The sequence below is a fragment of the Pseudoalteromonas sp. SWXJ133 genome (genome assembly GCF_015864365.1).
In the GTDB taxonomy this organism is placed as follows: domain Bacteria; phylum Pseudomonadota; class Gammaproteobacteria; order Enterobacterales; family Alteromonadaceae; genus Pseudoalteromonas; species Pseudoalteromonas arctica.
In genome coordinates this window covers 94112-113301 of record NZ_JADYXJ010000008.1, presented here as the reverse complement: position 1 = coordinate 113301, position 19190 = coordinate 94112, and the positions used below count along the sequence as shown (strand labels likewise).

Below are 19190 nucleotides of genomic sequence, written 5' to 3'. Positions count from 1 at the left end.
GTAGACTGTTTAACTTTATACCTAACTATATACCTAAAATTATTAACCGTAAATTCAGCGAGAGTTTAACTAGCTAGGAGTAAAGTTAATCCTTAGAATAAGTTTTCATTCGTTTAAAGGAGCAATATCATGGATACGACTAAACACGACATCAATACACTATTTGCACAGCTTGGATTACCTAATTCTGATGAACAAATAGATGCATTTATTGCCTCACATGAATTAGAAGACACAACACTACTCCAAGAAGCTTCTTTTTGGGATGAGGCACAACAGCACTTTTTAGCTGAATCGCTTGCACAAGACGGTGATTGGAGTGAAGTAATTGACGAGTTAGATGTACGCATTCGTCAAAGTAAGTAATTTTATTTAATGTACCCTCCCTTATTTATTGCTAACATAGCATCTGCGCAGCATTTATATGCTGCGTATTTATTTTATTAAAGAGTTATATATCTAATGAATTCAGTTGTATTTGATGCAATTAAAGCCCTTCTTGATGAAGGCAAAACCCCTACTGTAGCACTAACTAAAAGCCGTTTGGCGCAACCGGTTCCTATGCCGATGATTATTGCAGCAGTAAGCCAATATAAAAACAATCCTGATTCAATAAATAACTTCATGAGAAACCCACAGCAGTCAGATAATACTGAGCTTAAAACAAGTCAATTAGATAGAATTGAGCAAAAACTCGATAAACTTCTTGCACTGCTAGAACAAAAATAATTTGAGACTATAAATGTTCGTTGTTGATTTAACTTTTGATTGCTACCAAGACACCACCCTAGAACAAGCCGAACAAGCAATAAATCGCTTAGTAAATGCACTGCGTTTTAATGGTCAAATAATGGGCGAAGAATTTCCAACCGTTTTAAAAGATGGATTTTTTATTACCCGTGTAATGTGCCCTACTGAAGATGCAATGCACCCGCTAAATAACAGCCCGTTTGTTAAGCACAGTATCGAAAAGTTACATAGTGCTGGGCTACTTGCGCCAAAAGTAAAAGTGATCGGACAAGATATTCACTCCAACGGTGCTGATTGCTGCAAAGAACCATCAAGTTATATTTTATATACAACCTATGTGCATACGTGCAGCCCGCTTTATTGTGGTGATGACTTTTTGCCTGTGCCGCTATTTCGTATTCCGGCAATTGCTAATGGTGACTATAAAACGCTTATAAAATGGCAAGAAGATTGGCAAGCCTGCGATCAAATTCAAATTAATGGCGCAACCCGTTGTGAGTTTCCGGCGCTTGAAGAAATATCGAGTATCCAAAGCGACTTATACAGACGCGGAAAAGACATAACAAAGCGAATTAGTTTTTTAACTAAAAAGCCAACCTATTATTATTTATACCGTGTAGGCGGCGTAGATAAAGCGTCTGAACTTGAACGAAAATGCCCTAGTTGTAATGGCGATTGGAAATTACCTGAATCGTGGTTTGGGTTATTCGACTTTAGGTGTGAGCCATGTGGCTTAGTGTCTAATATATCGTGGGATTTTCAGTAACCATTAGGGCGTGTTGACCTTTGTGGATTGAAATTTGTTCAATCTAGGGGCGATTTAATCGCGGCGCGAGGTTTGTAACCTAGTGGGCTAAGTAAAAACCGAGCAACAAAGAGTAAATCGTCCCTAGAAAGAACCCAAAGGGCAGGCATGTTTGGCATTTATGCTTCGTTATCGCCTATTTATGGGGAGTAACCACACTACATAGGCTCTGCCTTGCCTAAAAACCAAACATACAGCTGCAAAATCAACCACGAAAGGTCAACACGCCCTAGTAATGGCTCTAAAAATCAGCTTAGTGATGACGCTAAGCTGATTTATTAAACACGTTTTAAACCTCTAATGCCTTTAAAAAAGCATTAATGTTAGGTGCAAGTACATGGTGTGTTTTTTTGCCTACGTGCTCTAAACATACTTCACCAGTGTGCACCAAAACACTCACTAGTAAATCATCTTGATCTGTTAAACCAATAAATACCGTTTCTGGCTGCTTGAGCTTGCGTTTCATTAAAACGTGACCCGTTATATTTTGCTGTAACAAATTAAAATCTTCTTCGTTCCATGCTTGTAGTAATTCAACCTGATGCCCATCAATAACTGCTGAAATGCTTCCACCGTACATATGCCCATATAGCTCGCTAAGCTCTTTTGGGAAATTAAGCTCAAGTGCACTAGCTAAATCATTAAGCGAACCTGCAGGTTGCTGACGCGCGCCCTGCCATTGAATGTTTCCTTGCTCGTCAATCTCACCAACTTCACATGGGCTTGGCCATTGTTCGTCGTGTGTGATGAGTGGATACTTAGCTGTGTTTTTAAGCGTATTTTCGCTAAATGTTTGATGTAGTTGTTCTATAAGCAATGCAACAGACATACTGTGAAACTCATTTAAATTAGATATAATGTCCCTATTGTAACTATTTAAGAGCAAACATGACAGATTACAGCAATTCTCCAGACCTTAAAGGTAGCGTATTAGGCCAATCTACTGAGTATGTAGATGTGTACACGCCAAGCTTGCTTTTCCCTATTGCGCGCAAACTAAATCGTGATGCTTTAAATATTGACGAAGCAGAGCTTCCATTTAAAGGCCAAGACATTTGGACAGGTTACGAGCTTTCATGGCTAAACAATAAAGGTAAACCGCAAGTTGCCGTAGCCTTATTTACCTTTGAATGCCAAAGCAGCCATATTATTGAGTCAAAGTCGTTTAAACTTTATTTGAATAGCTTTAACCAAACCCGATTTGAAAGCATTGATGTAGTAAAACAGCATTTAATTGATGATTTATCAAACGCGGTTAACAGCCCTGTCAAAGTGACTTTATATAATCCTGATGATTACAATTGCTTACCGTGTACAGCGCTGCCAGGTGAATGTATTGATGACTTAGATATTGAGATTAATAATTACGATATTGATGCTAATTCACTTAAAGCAAAAAGTGATAACGTAGTTACTGAAACGCTCTACAGCCATTTACTTAAGTCGAACTGTTTAATTACCTCCCAGCCTGACTGGGCAAGTGTGATTATACGATACACAGGCGAGCAAATATGTCGCGAATCGTTACTGCGTTACTTAATTTCATTCAGAACACATAACGAATTTCATGAGCAGTGTGTTGAGCGTATTTATAGCGATTTAACAACACAACTAAATATTAAAGAGTTAGAGGTTTACGCGCGTTATACTCGTCGCGGCGGGCTTGATATAAACCCGTACCGCTCTACGCATTATAACGACACGCCATTTGCAGTTAAAATTAATCGTCAGTAGTTTATTTTAAACTGAAATATGGGTATTAAAAAAGGAGCCTAGGCTCCTTTTTACATTTTTTAATTAACTTCGCGCTTAGTGGGTATGGGCATACCACACACATCAACGTAATTATGTGCTTTAACAAACCATGGCTCAACACGGTTTTTACGAGCACTGATTAAGTTTTTAAACACAGATGAATTTGTTTTCATCACTTTAAATATACTTTTATCGCTTTGTACATCGCCAAGTACTTGTATATTGGTAATTGGGTTAAATACTTTATCTTCAGTTGGTGTACGCGCTAAACGATTAAAATGCTCTATACCTTCGAGCACTCGACCAAACACCGTAATGTTTTTATCAAGGTAGCGCGGGCCTTGCCCTATCGTTACAAAAAACTCCGTACTCGCACTATTTATATCGTTATCGCGCGCCATTGCAAACACACCACTACAATGCACTTGCCATGTTTGCGTATGTGCTGAGTTTTGAGCTACTGCAAAGCCGTTTAAAAAGCCAGTAACTGGTGCATATCCGTCGCCATTTAGCTCAGTAATTAAAAGTGGTTTGTTTGTTGTTAAATAAAACTCAGCAGGGACTGTTTTATCCGCTGTTTTAATTAACTTTTTACCCGAGCTGTCTCCGCCTTGCGCTACAAAACCTTCAACAAACCGATAAACGCTAGTATTTTTATAAAACCCTTCTCGCGCTAATTTTTTAATGTTTTGAACGTGCTTTGGGGCAAACAGTTCATTAAGCTCAATGTATGCATCGCCCGTTGGCAGCGTTATCTTTAAAGTATTTTGAGCGTCCACTACTCGCCAGTCATTATCTGTTGCACTAGCAATTACTTCACTCGCGCTCAATAAAGGTAGCTCTTGATTAGCAACATCATCACCGAGTTGTTGAGCACAACCGCTCAACAAAACACTAAGCAGAGCTGGCAATATAATTTTTTTCATCGCTTATATCCTTATAATTATTATAGTTTTGGTTATTCCCAATCAAACTTATATAGCACATCAACATTTTGGTATAGCCCGCTCGTTATTTCTATGTATAGCTGTGAAAGTAACTGATATCGCACAGCCACTTCACTGAGCGAATCAAATACACCCACGCTATATTTAACTTGCAAACTGGGTGCTACGTAACCTGATATTTCTACTTTGGTGCTATCACCACTACCTGATGAGCTTAAACTTACATCTGACAACCCAAAGGTTTCACCTACCTTAGAAACAACCCCTTCGCTGCGACTAACACCTTGAGAGAGTAATAACTGTGTGAGCATAGCATCGCTTGACGAACTTTCCCCATCACCTAAAGGTTGGCCATTAAGTAAATATGCGAGTGCTTGAGCTTGATCCATCGCAGGCTCAGAAAATATTTTAAGCGTTGGTTGTTCAACATTACCCGTGAGCGTAACCCCTGCAATGACACCATTTGCAGTCGTATCGGGGTTACGTATTGCTTTAATATTTAAAAATGGTTGTTCAATTGAACCGCTAAAACCTACTTGCCCGGTGCTGATTATTAAATCTTGCCCAAAGGCTAAGTAAGTACCTTCAATTAAGTTAAGCTCACCTGTGGCTATAATTGGCGCACCTTGACTCATTTTTATCGCTAAATCACCCGCAACTTTTGATTCCAAGCCAAACGACTCTACTTTTACATCGTTTTTAACAATCACTTTTAAATCTATGTCGTAATCAAACGGGACTGTTTCGGTGGCCTCAGTTTTTTGATCAACAATAATTTCATCATCGCTAACTTGCACCGCGCCCTCAGGGAGCTCTTCAATCATTATACGACCGTAAGGCACAATTACCTCACCAGCAAGCTTGAGTGCATTATTAGCCAAGCCTATTTTTAAATCCGGCGATACTTTAAAAGTAACCCCTTGCTGCGCGCGTACATAAAACTGCTCGCCAACTACCGCAACATTTACAGCAGGTTGCGCACCTTGCCAATCAACGTCACCGGTGAGATTTATTTTACCGCCCTGATTGTCGTTTAAGTTGCCTTTTATTGTGGCTGTTGTTTTATCAAACAATACGTTTATGTTTGATTTTTGCAGCGCTATAGGTAGTTGCTCGCCCTCTAAACTAATATCGCTCACATTAAGTTCGCCATTTAATAAAGGATCTTTTAACGTACCAGCTAACGCCACTTTCCCGCTAATATCACCTTTTAACTGCTCAAGGGTTTCAAGAAAAGGTTGTAAGTCTGAAAGGAGTATTTTATCGATATTAATGGTGCCATTAAGCGCTTGCGTATCTTGTATATCATCGATATTAATTTGTGTATTAATTTTGCCTAATACACTTGATTCTAAATTAGCTTCAAGCTTGCCAATTTGAGAGTCCGAAAACGCACTAATACTTAATGTTTCGATTGGTAATTTAAAACGATCTTCTTCCGAGGTTAGCACTGCTTCTAAGTCGCTAGAATCGATATTTGCGCGTAATGTTTTAAGCGCGCCGCTTTGCCAATTAAGTGCTACATCGCCAGCTATATTACCGCGAGTACGAATGCTATTAGGTAAAAAGTGCTTAAGCTCCTCAAGTGCTAAATTGCTTAGTTTAGCATTTAGCTGACCGAGATTTTTTGACTGCGCTAAGGTGTCTATGCATAATTTACTTTGCTCAGATGCCCAACAATGTGCACTTACATCAAAGTCGCCACTTTGTGTATTAACCATAATGGCAATATTTTTAGTATTACTAAAACTAAGCTTTTTATCGCTAAGCGTTACATTACTAAGCTCGCCATTCCAAGTGGTATTATTAACTTTGCCATTAACTTCAAGCTCTACACTGCCTTGCTCGGCATCTATAGATGCCGTAAGTTGGTGATCTGTTTTGTCGCCGCTAATATCAATTTTAACACTATTGATTTGTTGTTCGGCCACAAGCGCCGAACCAACACTTACCGAAACATCGGTTTGCCAATCGGCTGCGGTATCTAACTGCCCTTTTACTGATAATTTATTAATGTTTATTTCATCAAAAATAAAGCGATCGAGTATTAGTGCTAAATCAACAGAGGGCATTAACCTTTCCCCCCTTACTTTTAAATTTGCGTTGCCGTCAGCAGTAAATGGAATATTAGCTTTTTCATCACTTTTTAGCGTTACTTTGCCATCAACCTGCCAAGTATCGTCAACTTGCCCGCTTAGTGCTAATTTATTGGTGCCGCTACTTAAATAAAAGCTATCAATATTAGCTTTTAACGTGTTGTCTAGCTTAAAGTTTGAGGCAAATTCTAGTGGCACGTCGTTAAGTAATCCGTTTAACTTTGTATTATTCATTTGTAGCTGCCACTTGTCGTCAGCTGCATTAAATGAGCCTTTAAACTGTCCTGAAATATCACTGGTAGCGGCATCAGTTAAATACTGCGCTTTTAAGTTAGCAAGCGTGCCATTAAAGTTAGCCTGTATGCCCTTTTGCCAATCAACATTGGCTTTTATAGTTGCACTGCTTTCGTTCGCTTTAATGCTTAGCGCTTGTAAAGTTGCTTTGGTAAGACTACCTTTTAATTGGGTATTTAAGTCAACAGCTGGGTACGCGCCTAGTTGGCTATTCGCCTGAAGGCTAAGCTGATAGTCGTCAGCATTACCTTGTGCGTTAAGGCTTACATTTCGCACTTTAAGCTCATTACTTTGTGCATCAATAAGCCACTGCTTAATTTTGCCATTTAACTCAAACGGATAGTTTTTTTGCTTTAAATTTGCTGTTGCCGTTAAACTAAGTGGATATTGTCCCTGTGTTTCTAAATTTAAGTTTAGATTTGATAAGTCGCCATTCAACTGCAAATTGGCTTGGTGCTCATCACTTTGTAAAACAACATCCCCTTTCACGGGCAAATTCCCTGCAAGCTCAGCGTTAAGATGCGTATTAAGCTGCCACTGTTCATACTTTGCTGAGAATGACTCTAAATTAATAACCGCATCTTCCACACTTAATTGCAGCGAGATGTTTTCAATAACATGCTGGGCTTCGTTTTGCTCAATCGTAATGTTAGCAATTTCAAAGTCTTCAACAACTAAATCAAGTGGCGAAGTAAATTCTATATTAGGCAATGCGGGTAGGTGCGTTAAAGGCGCTTGAGTATTTTGCGCCGTTTGTGTTTTCGCATCTTGTTCTTGCTCTTTTAAAGCAACAAGTATGGTGGGAATACTCAGGCTTTTAACCGTCAGCTTTGAACCCTCTGCTTTTGCTGAGAGTTTAAAATTATTAACGCTTACGTTTGCACTTGGATGCTCTAGAGTAAATTTATTGATCGCAATGTTTTTTACAACAATATTAAAAGGTAAGCTGATTTTTTCAAGCGGCTCTGCCGCGGCTTCTTCTTGTGACTCTGCAGTTTTTGGTAATGTTAAATTTATAGATTTAGCACTTAAGTTATCTATACAAATTCCATCGCACTGCCACCAAAACAAATCAATTTTCAATTGTTGTGCATTAAAGTCCAATCCGTTGCTAGCAAAGCGTACATTAAAGGCATCATTATAAATAAAACGGCCATCTTTAATTTCAATATGTAGTCCATCTACCGCTTTGTTTGCACTATAAGCAATAAATTGATTACCGGGTGCGGTAAATAACAAACAAAATAGTGCAACAACTAACGTGACAAAAATAGCACTTACGGCGGCTGTTATCTTTTTTAATACTGACATTAAATTTCTGGTCCTATGGTAATACTTAAACGTGTGCTTTTACTTTCTTTTGTTAATCCCCAAGCGTGGTCTATACGCACTGGGCCAACGGGTGTTAAATAGCGAAAACCAAAACCAGCACCTACTTCAAAATCATCAGAAAAATCATTAGTCGCAGTACCACCATCAACAAATAAAGCTGCTCGCCAATTTTTAGCAAACTGGTAGTTATATTCCATCGTGCCCGATAGTAAATACTTACCACCTATTAGCTCGCCGTCATCGTTCTCAGGCGAAATTGATTGGTACGCAAAACCACGAACGCTTTGATCGCCACCTGCGTAAAACCGAAGTGAAAATGGCACGTTGTTAATATCATCAACAAGCATTGCTCCCACATTCGCTTTTAAAAACACCAAGTGGCGGTCAAAATAAGTGCGTAGCCATGCATGTTGCATTTGCACCCTAATCAGATTAGTACTCGAAAGCACATCATCTAAGCCAAACTCAGCAGATATAAGCCACTGCTCTCCCCAATAAGGAGTCGTGCCGCCTTTTGATTTTTTGCGCGCGTAGCTAATGCCCGGCATTAACATTTCGGTACTTTCTTCGTCTTCATCACCAATACGGTAGGTTTCTTGGTCGCGGCGTAAAAATGCAGTACGCACCCACTTATTTTCGGTCAACCATTGGCGCTGAACTTGCCCTGTTAATATTTCACTGTAAGTGTCGTTTGTGAGCTCATCTTCTAATTTATAACCGACAGAGAATCGCCATAAATCATCATTAGGATCATCAACCGGAATTGTATAAGCCATGGAAATATCTTGCTGCTTTTGTGCCACATTTAAATTAGTTTCGAGGTAATGGCCGTCTTCTGTGATCCATGGTTTACTCCATTTAAAACGCACCTTGGGCCCTAAGTCAGTACTAAAACCACCGCCAATTTCATAGCTGTTAGCTGGCTTGGGTAATACTTCAACTTTAATCGGTACTTGGCTGTTTTTGCGCGCTGCAATGTCAGCATAAACACGTACACTGGCAAAATAAGGGGTACTTGATAAATCCAAGTTATAGTCAGCAATATGTGTTGATTTATAAGGTTGGCCCTGCGAGAAAGGCGCTATAGAGCGTATGTATTTTTCAGCGGGTGTACTACTGGCAATTTGTATATCGCCAAACTGATACCTAACTCCGGTATCAATTATAAAAGTAATAACAGCACTATTTTTTTTAAGCGACACTTCTAATTTGCGCGCTGGCCACTTAGCATCAAAATAACCTAGCTCTAGTAGCATAGATTCTATTTTTTTATGAGCAGAGTCATATTTACCATGATTTAAAACATCACCTTGCTTTAAGTGATTGCTTTTAATCAATGCCTGTAATTGGGTATCGCTTTGACCATCACCGTTTAGCGTAATATTAATTGCTTCTATGCGAGTTGCAGGCCCCCGTTCAACTTTAACAATTAGTTCGCTGTCGTCTTTATCATAAATAACCTCGACGGTCGGGCTATAATAGCCAAGAGCTTTGATGCTATTTTGTACTTGTTTTTGAGCATAACGGCGAAGTGTACGGGTTGGCTTCTCGCCAATTAACTGCTTGAGGTAAAGAGCTACGTTATTTTCTAAATCGCCACTTAACCCTTCAATTTCGTAATCTTCTATGACTCTTTCTGCCGCATAGCTATTTGTCGCAATTAAAGCGCTCACAACACACATGCAACGTAAAAACTTAATAAACAAGTAAATATCCTTACTTTTAATATCTTACAAAAAACTGGTTAATTACCCGCATATTAGCATAGCCATAATGAGCAACACATTAACTTAATAACAATCTAACGCGTAAATTTAACTTTGAATAAATATCAGCATAATTAAAATTAGTACGCGTTAAGACAATATTTTAGTTACAATAGTGCCTACGAATAAAAAATTAATTTTAAATGAGTTTTTAATGCAATTCCCTGATGATGATAACGGCCAACTTTTAGCCGAAATAGCCGCTGCTGGCATTGATTTAAATAAAATGCACCAAGTCGATTTTTTTATTTTATTTGAACAAAAAGCCGATGCTGAAAAATTTGCTAAAGAAATAGTCTCTGATGCATTAGTTCAAAATGCTGAGCTTGAAAAATGTAAAGACACTGGCGTTTGGGAAGTAATCACTCAAGTACAAATGGTGCCAGAGCACACCCTTCTAGGACAAGCAGAGCAATACATTGAAAGTATTGCTAATAGCTTTAATGGATACGGTGATGGCTGGGGATTAATGGACGGTGACGAGGCTTAATTGCCTTTTAGTTCAATGTACTCTATCAGTTAAGCTTAGCGGCTTAACTGATTTGCCTTTCTAAAACCCCCTTTATAGTCAAATAGCTTATCAGCTACTTTCCAACCATACTTTTTGCTTTTTCGTGCAATAACAAAATCCGGTGGTACTAATTCAAATTGTGCGTTTACTACTTGCGCTGCAGTTTTAAAATTAATAGGTGTTTGCCCAAGCCCCACACGTTGACCAAATTGCTTATTAAATATAAATTGCCCGCCTTTATTTGCGAGGTTATATACTTCATCGCAACTTGCACCATCTTCATCAAAATACGTTATTTTAATAAGTTCATCTTTAATTTGAGTTACCGATAACCCACTGCATCGAAGCACAAGTGCGTCTTTTAAGTTTAATGCATTACGTAACTTATCATCAGGGTCGGCCATTACCGCGCCGCAATCATGACATTTACGTGCAGCAATATCATTTTGGGTACCGCACTGCTCACACTCTTTAAACCTAAAACGATAATCGCACTGCTCTTTATGCCCATCATCGTCTTCTAACAGCCCTTTACAGCGCCTGCCAAAGTGCTCTATTACTTTGCCAGTGGAGTCTGTTTTACCCCAAAATATATTCGCAAAACCACAGCCAGGACAAAGTACCTGCACAGGTTCATTATCACTATCGCCTTTTTTATCGCCTACTTCTGGGTGAAATAAATTAAAACCATTGCCGGCATAATCTATTACTAAGCAATCCGTTTTTGATTCAGATAGCCTCAAGCCTCGCCCCACAATTTGTTGATATAAACTAACTGATTCTGTAGGTCTTAAAATAGCTATAAAGTCGACATGTGGCGCATCAAAGCCGGTTGTTAGTACCGAAATATTAACTAAATACTTTAATTGCTTAGCTTTAAATTGCTTAATGATTTTATCGCGCTCAGTGTTTGGCGTATCACCTGTTATAAGTGCACTTTGATGAGCTGGTAGGTAGCTTAATATTTCCTGAGCATGCATTACCGTGGCGGCAAAAACCATAACACCTTCACGCTCTTCACTGTAGTGAATTACTTGCTGTAATATCGCCTTCGTTGCGCGCTCACTGTTTTTTAAAAGCGCATTCATATCATCAGTCGTACATTGCCCAAATGCATTGCTATCTAGAGACGAAAAATCATAATGGCTAATCGCTGCATCAACTTCGTTTGGCGGCGTTAAATAATTATGTTTTATCATATACCTGAGTGGTAATTCAAAAATACAACTTTTAAACGGACTTTCTTTAGTCCCTTTAACAAAGCCATGATAATGGTGATGGTATATCCACCCCATTCCTAAGCGATAAGGTGTTGCGGTTAAACCCAATACTTTTAACTGAGGGTTATATTCTTTTAAACTGCTTATTACTTTTCCGTACTGGCTTTTTTTATCCCCATTCACCCTGTGGCATTCATCAATAATAAGTAACGAATAATGCTTATTTAATTTATTTAAATTACGAGAAAGTGATTGCACACTAGCAAAGGTTACTTGATGGTTTAATGACTTTTCTTTTAAACCGGCTGAAAATATACTCGCCTCTAAACCAAAACTTTTATACTTTTGCGAGTTTTGCTCTACCAACTCTTTTACATGAGCAAGTACTAATATTTTTTGCTTAGCAATACGGGCAAGTTCAGCTATAACAAGGCTTTTACCTGCACCGGTTGGTAGTACAATAACGGCAGGATCATTACTCTTTCTAAAGTGTAAAACGGTACGTTCTACGGCTTCTTGCTGGTAAGGTCTTAGTGTATAGCTCATAGGAAAACAAATAGGTTTGAGTGAAGAGATTTTAGCAAATAATAGCTGGGAGTTTTAAACTTTAATTATATTTTATTGAGGGGTAAACAAAAAAGAGAAGTCGAAGCTTCTCTTATATTTAGCTTTAGGCTAAAAATTTCTCAAGCTCAACACCTTCAAACGCTTTAGGACGACGGCCACGGCCTGTCCATTCAATAGTCTCACCATTAAGTTCCATGCGGTACTTAGGCTTAACTTTAGTACGTTTATCAGATGCTCCATCTTGTAAATCTTCTAGCGTAAGTCCTTTTTCTTTTAAAAGATCCAAAACTTCCTGTTTCGCTTTTTGCTGCTGGGTATATTTTGAAATTGCATCATTGATAAGCTGTTGAGCTTTTTCAAGATCCGTTAATAATGCTGTTTTAATAAAAGATCGGACTTCTTTCATTTATATCTCGCTAAATTGTAAGATTGGATTTATTTAAATATTCCTGCCTAGTATAAACTAAGTATTTATTTTTGCCATTATCTAATTAGAACCATAATTTAATAAAAATAGTAATCTAAGCATTATATATGCATCTTTAAAAATAAACCTTAGATTCAAAGTATTTTCAGCTTGCACTGGGCAGTTCATAACTCTCAACAAAACCCTTTTTCAAACTTAGTAGGTGGATACCGCCTATATGTGAATAACATTTTTAGTGTTGTAAGACAGCTCTATAAAGTTAAATATCTCAGATTTCGTATCATCACACACTGAGTATATCTTTCGCCTAATTACTCATCTTTTAACTTTAGTAAAAAATTTTCGGTAGCCCCACTGCTACAATAATTTATAGATCGACTCACTGATGGCTACCTCAAAAATGTGAAATAATTTTAGCTATCCTATAAACGGTCTCGATTCTTATATAGTTAGTAAACAGCCATAAATAATACATTATGAACAGGGTACTTCTACATCTTTCTATCCACCAACCGCACGACACAGTGGTTACTAGCAGGTCCCTTACCGCCTTTTTTAAATACTTAGTTCCTATATGATCTGTTTTAATTCGACCTTTAGTTTAGCGCTTCTCAGTTACCCATAGGTGAATCAATTGATTTGGGTTTAAATGTTTACTGACTTAACTATCGGTATAAAGTTTTGGTAGATATACTAATCGTACAGCTATTTTTGTTACTGATTAACCATGCGTAAAAATTTTTTACTATCATATGTTTTTAATTCATAAAGTACCTCAAATTAAAAACTATAATACAACACACCGGTGGCTAGCAAAAATATAGGAAGTCTATATATCAAAAACAGTGTTACTTTCATCGTAAATAAATTTACTATTACTTAAATCAGCCCTAAGTATAATGTTTTTAATAAATTAGAATTTTATTTAAGTACTAAAACAATAAAAACCGATATGACTAGTCATATCGGTTTATTATTTTTATGTGTTTATATTGATTAGAAAGTTTGTGTGAATCTTAAAAACCAACTACGGCCAAATAAACGATAGTTACTTTCATCAGTATTACCGTTAGTAGCATTCTCTATATAAGGAGGCTGCTCGTCAGTAACGTTTGTAATACCTGCAGAAAGCGCAGTACCCGTTTCAAAATTATATGAAGCAGTTAAGTCGTGATACATATATGAATCAACTTCATATGTATGACCTTCAGTCGTGCCCCAGTATAAAAGGTCTGTATATTCTAGTCCGCTTGTATAATTTGCAGCATAAGATAGAGTTAAATTGTCAAGGGAGTAACTTGCATTAAAGTTTACTTTATCTGTGGCATAACTCGTATCATTTTCAAATAAGCCATTTAAATCTTTCATTTCAAAACTGAAATTATCGCCGTTATATACTTGGTTCTCACGCTCTAAGAAGTGAGTCCAAGTAAGATTGAATTTCCAATCGCCACCTAGACCAACAACACCATAGTTAGCTTCAACATCAATACCTTTAGCTGTCATTTTGCTTAAGTTTACAGATTGTTCGCTTATTGTAGATAACTTACCATTTGCGCGTGTCACATTATTACATAAAGATTCAACACCACCCAAGTAACAACCTTTAAGTGAATCGCCTGCACTAATGCTATCAATAACGTCATCAATTTCAATAGCCCAGTAATCAACAGTTAAACCTAAACCATCAATAAACTCTGGTGAATAAGCCAAACCTATAGTAAATGTATCGCCTTCTTCTGGTTGAAGATCTTCATTACCACCAACTTTAGCTAACTGTTGAGAGTCAAAGTTATTTGTTCCACCAGCTGATACTCCATCTGCTTGACAGTAGCCCTGTTGTGCCGAACTCAGTGCAGCCCAATTAGATGAGCTACATGGATCTGTCGCAGGTGAAAACGAGTCATTACCTGGAGAGTATAAGTCATAAATATCAGGAGCTCTAAATACTGTGCCATAAGTACTACGTAAAAGAAGTGAATCAACTACCTTCCACTCTAAACCTAACTGATATGTTGTAGAGTCTCCAAAAGCGCTAAAGTCATCATATCGAACACCGAGTTTAGCTTCTAGTCTCTCAATAAATGGGGCATCTTCTACTAATGGTACTCTAAATTCAGCAAATAAACTTGAAACGTCAAAGTCACCGTTAGTGCCTTTAGATTTGTTACCTGTAACAGCACTCATAAATTTACCAGAATCTACTTGAGACTCTAATTTTTCTTTACGATGTTCAAAACCAAAGCCACCAGAAACAACACCAGCTGGTAATTCGAACATATCACCACCAACGAACGCTGTTAGTGTTTGAATAGTGTAATTACTTGAATCTACTAGAGGGGCAGTTACATAGTCCAACATTTCTTGTGTTACAGAACCTGGGCCACCAAATAAGTTCATAGGTACACAATTAGAGATTGGAGCCGATGAAGTACCACACACAATTTGACCAGCATCATTTTGAAAAGAAGGTCCAACAGCCTGAGCTAAGTTAGGTCCAAACAATTGCCCAAAGTCTGTAGAAGTGTTTTGTTGATAACCATAGTTATAATTTACATCATAATACCAATCATCATTAATTTCACCTTCAAAACCAATAACTTGCTGCATACCAATTATATCTTGCTCAAAGCTACGACCGCCTTCAAGCATTCTACGGCGAGAGCGAAGTACATCCTCACCAAATGGGTTGTAATAGTTATCTTTCGATATGCCATTAAACTCAACCATTACTTGTTGGCCAGTATTTTCATCAAGTACAGGTGTACCATCGGCATTAGTTTGCCCATATGTACCCGTGTATGCAGGATCAAAATTTGTATCGTAAGGCACTGCCGCAAGTTCTTGACGAGAAGTTCGCTTATTTATTCTTGTTTCAGAGTAAGTACGAAGTGAATCATTAATTTCAAATGATCCCTCGATAAAGATATTTAATTTTTTATAAGGTGTTTGTAAATAATTTACTGGAGCATAATTATATGTATCATTATTTTCACCGCCACCTACGTAATCTCTCATATCAGAAGCTGTAGCAATACCGCCGTCACAAGTTCCATTTGTTTGACTTACTCCATGCTGTAGGTAAAAATTACCACAAGGAATAGATCCAGAGCCAACAGAAATCACATTTGCGTTGTCACCTGTTCCGATTAGTCCATTTTTCCAAAAAGATTCTTCTTCTGCTTCACCAAACACTTGCCATGGATTATTCATAAAATCTATTGAAGTATCACCTTGATATACCGCGGACTGATCAACGTAATCAACGCCAACAACTAAATGTCCTTTATCAAAAGCTTTACCTAGAACAAGGCTAAAACCTTTTTCTTCGTTTTCACCTACATCAAATGAACCTTTGGTTTGCAGAGTTAACTCAACACCCTCGAAATCTTTTCGTGTAATAATATTTACTACGCCAGCAACAGCATCTGCACCATATGTAGCAGATGCACCGTCTTTAAGAATTTCGATGCGCTGAATCATTGAGCTAGGTATTGATTGAAAATCACTTGTTACAGGGCGACGACCATTTACTAATACGAGCGTTCGTGATGAACCTAAACCACGAAGCTCAACTGATGTTGAACCATTACCGCCATTATTAGTGGTTGTCATTGCAGGCGAGCCAGACATTATGGCACTGCTTTGCAAAAACTGACCTACATCTTGGATGCCTTGAACTTTCATTTGTTCAGCAGTAATGACTGTAACAGGCGATGCAGTTTCCATATCTGTTCTTCTAATACGAGAACCAGTTACTTGAATACGCTCTACGCTGTCGGCACCTTCTTCAGCTGCAATCGAACTTGCTGAAAAAGCAGCTGTTGATGCTGCACCAAAAGCAATTGCTAAGCGCACAGCTTTTGAAACTTTATTATTTAACATTTGATTCTCCCTAGAATACTATTTTAATTATTTTATTTTTAAAATAGGTTTGTAATTAATCACAATACCTATCTTGACTTGAATAGTAATCTTAACTCAACCAAAAGGTCAACAGTTAGCTAACTAAATAAATTAATTTATTTACAAAAACACAAAGAAATAAAAGTAATTATTTAAAAAAAACAACAAATGTAAATATAACAACAATAGAAATGCGGACAGAGAGAATTAAGATATGATGATACAAGATGAGGTTTCTTATATAATTATGAATTTCCCTCAACATTTAAAATCACAATAACACCTTGTTTAAAAACACATTTATTTTAAATGATAACTAAAATAATTTAAATTGATTAATCTCACTTTCTTTTATATCTTCGTATATTACAGGCCCCACCATTTCAATTAGCGGTACAATCTGTTTTTCTACATAAATTGCATAGTCATAGCTATGAAAGCCTTGATACAGCTCAACTCCAGCAGTTGTGTAAACGAATGTAACAAATTCACCTCTATTAACCGTAAATTCGCTATTTTTTTTCTGGTGTTTTTTAACTGCTTGAACATGAGGGGGGATATTTTTCTTATAATCGATTAAGTTTTGACCTAATCTCTTTTTGAAAATGAGTAAATGATCAAAATCACCTTGGTATAACTTTGTTGTATAGTCTTTAACAAGGTCATTTATATTTAAATTTCCATCAAAAAGACTAGTAAATAGGTCGAACTGGAATTGTTGAGCAAGTTTAGTCCAATCACTTCTTACTGTTTCTAATCCTTTAAATACTAGTTTTGATTCGTTTGGTTTAATTAATTTACCGACATAGCGCTTTTTAGATCCAACTAGCTTCCCCCTTATGGTTGGCAAAAAGAAAGGGCTATAAAGAGATTCAAATTCTATTTCTAAATGACTTGTTAAGTTGTGCGTTTGTTTAATCTCGTTAATCCAATCTGTAGTTATCTTTTTAGCTAAAAACACGCCAATTTCATTACACTCGTCGTGGGTTAAATCATCATCCAACTTAATAAATGTAGAATCGGTATCACCATAAATAACGCTATAACCAAGCTCTTCTATCCATTTTTTAGTTTGTAGCATTATTTCGTGCCCTCTTAACGTAATAGAGCTAGATAACCTAGGATCGTAAAACCTGCATCCTTTTGAGCCTAAAACACCATATAGGCTATTCATTATTATTTTAATTGCTTGAGAAAGCATTTGATCTTGATTGTCTTTGGCGAGCTGCCTTTGGGACGCTAAGCTTTTAACAAGTAAAGGTAAGTGATGCTTGTCTCGCGAGAATAGGGCTTCATTAAAACCCTGCACACTTTGGTTTGGATTTTTTAAACCTTCTATCAGTCCAAGTGGATCAATGTAGAAAGTTTGCATAATACTGGGGTACAAGCTTTTAAAATCTAAAACAATGACATTTTTATAAAGCCCAGGAATAGACTCCATTACATAACCGCCTGGGCTTTCAAATGTAAGTCCATGATCGCCCATATTAGGGGCAACATAACCGCTGCGATGCAGTAATGGTAAATACATATTAATAAAAGCAGCGACAGAGCCGCCCTTTTTTTCAAGCTCTAATCCTGTGAGCTTTGTTCTTATAATAGAAAAATCGAGTAGCTTTAATTTATCAAAAATTTTATTTACCAAAATACAATCTTGTCGATTATATTTTGCTAAAGAAAGCTTATCTTCATTAAATTGCCTAATAATTTCCTGCAGACTATTAGCCGTGTCGATTAATTTGGACTCACCCAACACTTGATTTGAAACGTTAGCTAAAGAAAAACTCTCAAAGCTATATGTACCATTTTTTAAAGTGTCTATTCCATCAACCACACATCGCCCAGGGATCGATACTCGAGTAAAGTGTCCTTTGCGAACATATAAAGGTTGATCTCCCCTACCCAGTAATAACTTAATGCCTAGTGCTTCAGCTCTTTCATGAATAACCGAAAAATCGAACTCAATTACATTCCAGCCAATTATGACATCAGGATCGCTAAGCTTAATAAAATGCTCTACCCCCCTTAACAGCTCAGCCTCATCTACACACCAAATAATATCAAACTCTAGGTTTTCAGCTTCTCTATCTGGCTCGCCAATCATTAAAACACAGTCTAAATTACAGCCCACAAGTCCAACAGAAAACAAAACGCCACTTTCGTTACATTCAATGTCTAACGACAGCTTATTAAGAGTTGGGGAGTACTCATCATTTGCTTTTAATTTTGCCTCTGTTACTAATGTATAACCATTTTGATAAAAAACATTACCCGTTATCCAAGCACCTCCTTTTATAAAACGCTCCATTAGGTAGCGCTCTATTGGTCGAATATCTTCTTCAAATAATACAACTCCACGTTGCTTTAAAGCTTTAGCAGCAGAATAAAAATGCTTTAGTGATTTGAAGTAACAGGCCGACATATCTTCTTGCTGAAAGTTTTTTAACCCAAGACTTTTAATATTAAAGATAAGTGACTCAGCTGCTAATATTTCATGCGCTATTTCAGCATCTTTACTTTTGATAAAAAACAGCGCATTTTCGTTAACTGATATAGTTTTTATAGGCCCTTTATCACTACAAAACCACGCTTCGTAGCAGATGCCGCTAGCAGTATCATAAGCATGTGAAGAAACAATAAAACCGGCTGTTAAGTACATTATTACTAAACCTTATTCATATATATGTAAGTTTTTACTTAATTCAAAATGCTTTAAAGCCATACATTCAACCTAAATAAACACTCAGATACTTTATTTGCTAAATTAATCTCATCACTTCTTGTAGTTACACTCTTATAACTCTAAAATCCATA

13 protein-coding genes are annotated in these 19190 nt (G+C 37.2%); 5 read left to right on the top strand and 8 right to left on the bottom strand.

All coding sequences use genetic code 11. The annotated features are described in order from the left end of the window. Positions 1-129 precede the first annotated feature (129 nt). The 3 genes from I6F40_RS08370 (at position 130) to I6F40_RS08360 (ending at position 1516) form a co-directional block, all read left to right on the top strand. The gene (locus tag I6F40_RS08370; RefSeq protein WP_002958240.1) at positions 130-366 is read left to right on the top strand and encodes a DUF2789 domain-containing protein; all 237 of its coding nucleotides are present in this window, start codon (positions 130-132) and stop codon (positions 364-366) included. Between the two features lie 96 nt (positions 367-462). Further along, positions 463-729 carry a hypothetical protein gene (locus tag I6F40_RS08365; protein WP_007378199.1) on the top strand — a complete coding sequence of 89 codons (267 nt, stop codon included), beginning with the start codon at positions 463-465 and terminating at the stop codon, positions 727-729. Between the two features lie 13 nt (positions 730-742). After that, entirely contained in the window at positions 743-1516 is a 774-nt protein-coding gene (locus I6F40_RS08360) for a Zn-ribbon-containing protein (protein ID WP_002958242.1), read from the top strand. A gap of 328 nt (positions 1517-1844) precedes the next feature. On the opposite strand, the gene syd is transcribed toward I6F40_RS08360, so the two are convergent. Then, positions 1845-2384, bottom strand: coding sequence for a SecY-interacting protein (syd, locus tag I6F40_RS08355; protein WP_197192755.1), 540 nt, complete (start codon positions 2382-2384; stop codon positions 1845-1847). A 59-nt stretch (positions 2385-2443) separates the two neighbouring features. On the opposite strand from syd, the gene queF reads away from it, so the two are divergent. Next, positions 2444-3289, top strand: a complete 846-nt coding sequence (gene queF / locus I6F40_RS08350; protein WP_024590784.1) for an NADPH-dependent 7-cyano-7-deazaguanine reductase QueF — start codon at positions 2444-2446, stop codon at positions 3287-3289. Between the two features lie 59 nt (positions 3290-3348). On the opposite strand, the gene I6F40_RS08345 is transcribed toward queF, so the two are convergent. From I6F40_RS08345 to I6F40_RS08335, 3 genes are read right to left on the bottom strand one after another with little or no spacing between them, the layout of a single operon-like run. Further along, complete coding sequence (locus I6F40_RS08345) at positions 3349-4236, bottom strand: peptidylprolyl isomerase (RefSeq protein WP_197192754.1); 888 nt, start codon at positions 4234-4236, stop codon at positions 3349-3351. A 32-nt stretch (positions 4237-4268) separates the two neighbouring features. Then, the gene (gene tamB, locus I6F40_RS08340; protein ID WP_197192753.1) at positions 4269-7958 is read right to left on the bottom strand and encodes an autotransporter assembly complex protein TamB; all 3690 of its coding nucleotides are present in this window, start codon (positions 7956-7958) and stop codon (positions 4269-4271) included. Then, the gene (locus I6F40_RS08335; protein ID WP_024593667.1) at positions 7958-9685 is read right to left on the bottom strand and encodes an autotransporter assembly complex protein TamA; all 1728 of its coding nucleotides are present in this window, start codon (positions 9683-9685) and stop codon (positions 7958-7960) included. Before I6F40_RS08335 ends, tamB begins: the two co-directional genes overlap by 1 nt. A 214-nt stretch (positions 9686-9899) precedes the next feature. Between I6F40_RS08335 and I6F40_RS08330 the strand changes: the two genes are divergently transcribed. Continuing rightward, positions 9900-10235 carry a ribonuclease E inhibitor RraB gene (locus I6F40_RS08330; RefSeq protein ID WP_166379241.1) on the top strand — a complete coding sequence of 112 codons (336 nt, stop codon included), beginning with the start codon at positions 9900-9902 and terminating at the stop codon, positions 10233-10235. Positions 10236-10270: 35 nt separating this feature from the next. Here the strand turns inward: I6F40_RS08330 and I6F40_RS08325 are convergent, their stop codons facing one another. The 4 genes from I6F40_RS08325 to I6F40_RS08310 all read right to left on the bottom strand — a co-directional run bounded on the left by I6F40_RS08325 (position 10271) and on the right by I6F40_RS08310 (position 19035). Continuing rightward, entirely contained in the window at positions 10271-12022 is a 1752-nt protein-coding gene (locus tag I6F40_RS08325) for a DEAD/DEAH box helicase (protein ID WP_166379239.1), read from the bottom strand. 124 nt (positions 12023-12146) lie between these two features. Beyond that, positions 12147-12449: an H-NS histone family protein gene (locus I6F40_RS08320; RefSeq protein WP_197192752.1), complete on the bottom strand. Its 303-nt coding sequence runs from the start codon at positions 12447-12449 to the stop codon at positions 12147-12149. Positions 12450-13466: 1017 nt separating this feature from the next. Next, entirely contained in the window at positions 13467-16355 is a 2889-nt protein-coding gene (locus I6F40_RS08315; protein WP_166379235.1) for a TonB-dependent receptor domain-containing protein, read from the bottom strand. A gap of 337 nt (positions 16356-16692) precedes the next feature. After that, positions 16693-19035, bottom strand: coding sequence for a DNA polymerase II (locus I6F40_RS08310; protein ID WP_166379233.1), 2343 nt, complete (start codon positions 19033-19035; stop codon positions 16693-16695). Positions 19036-19190 lie beyond the last annotated feature (155 nt).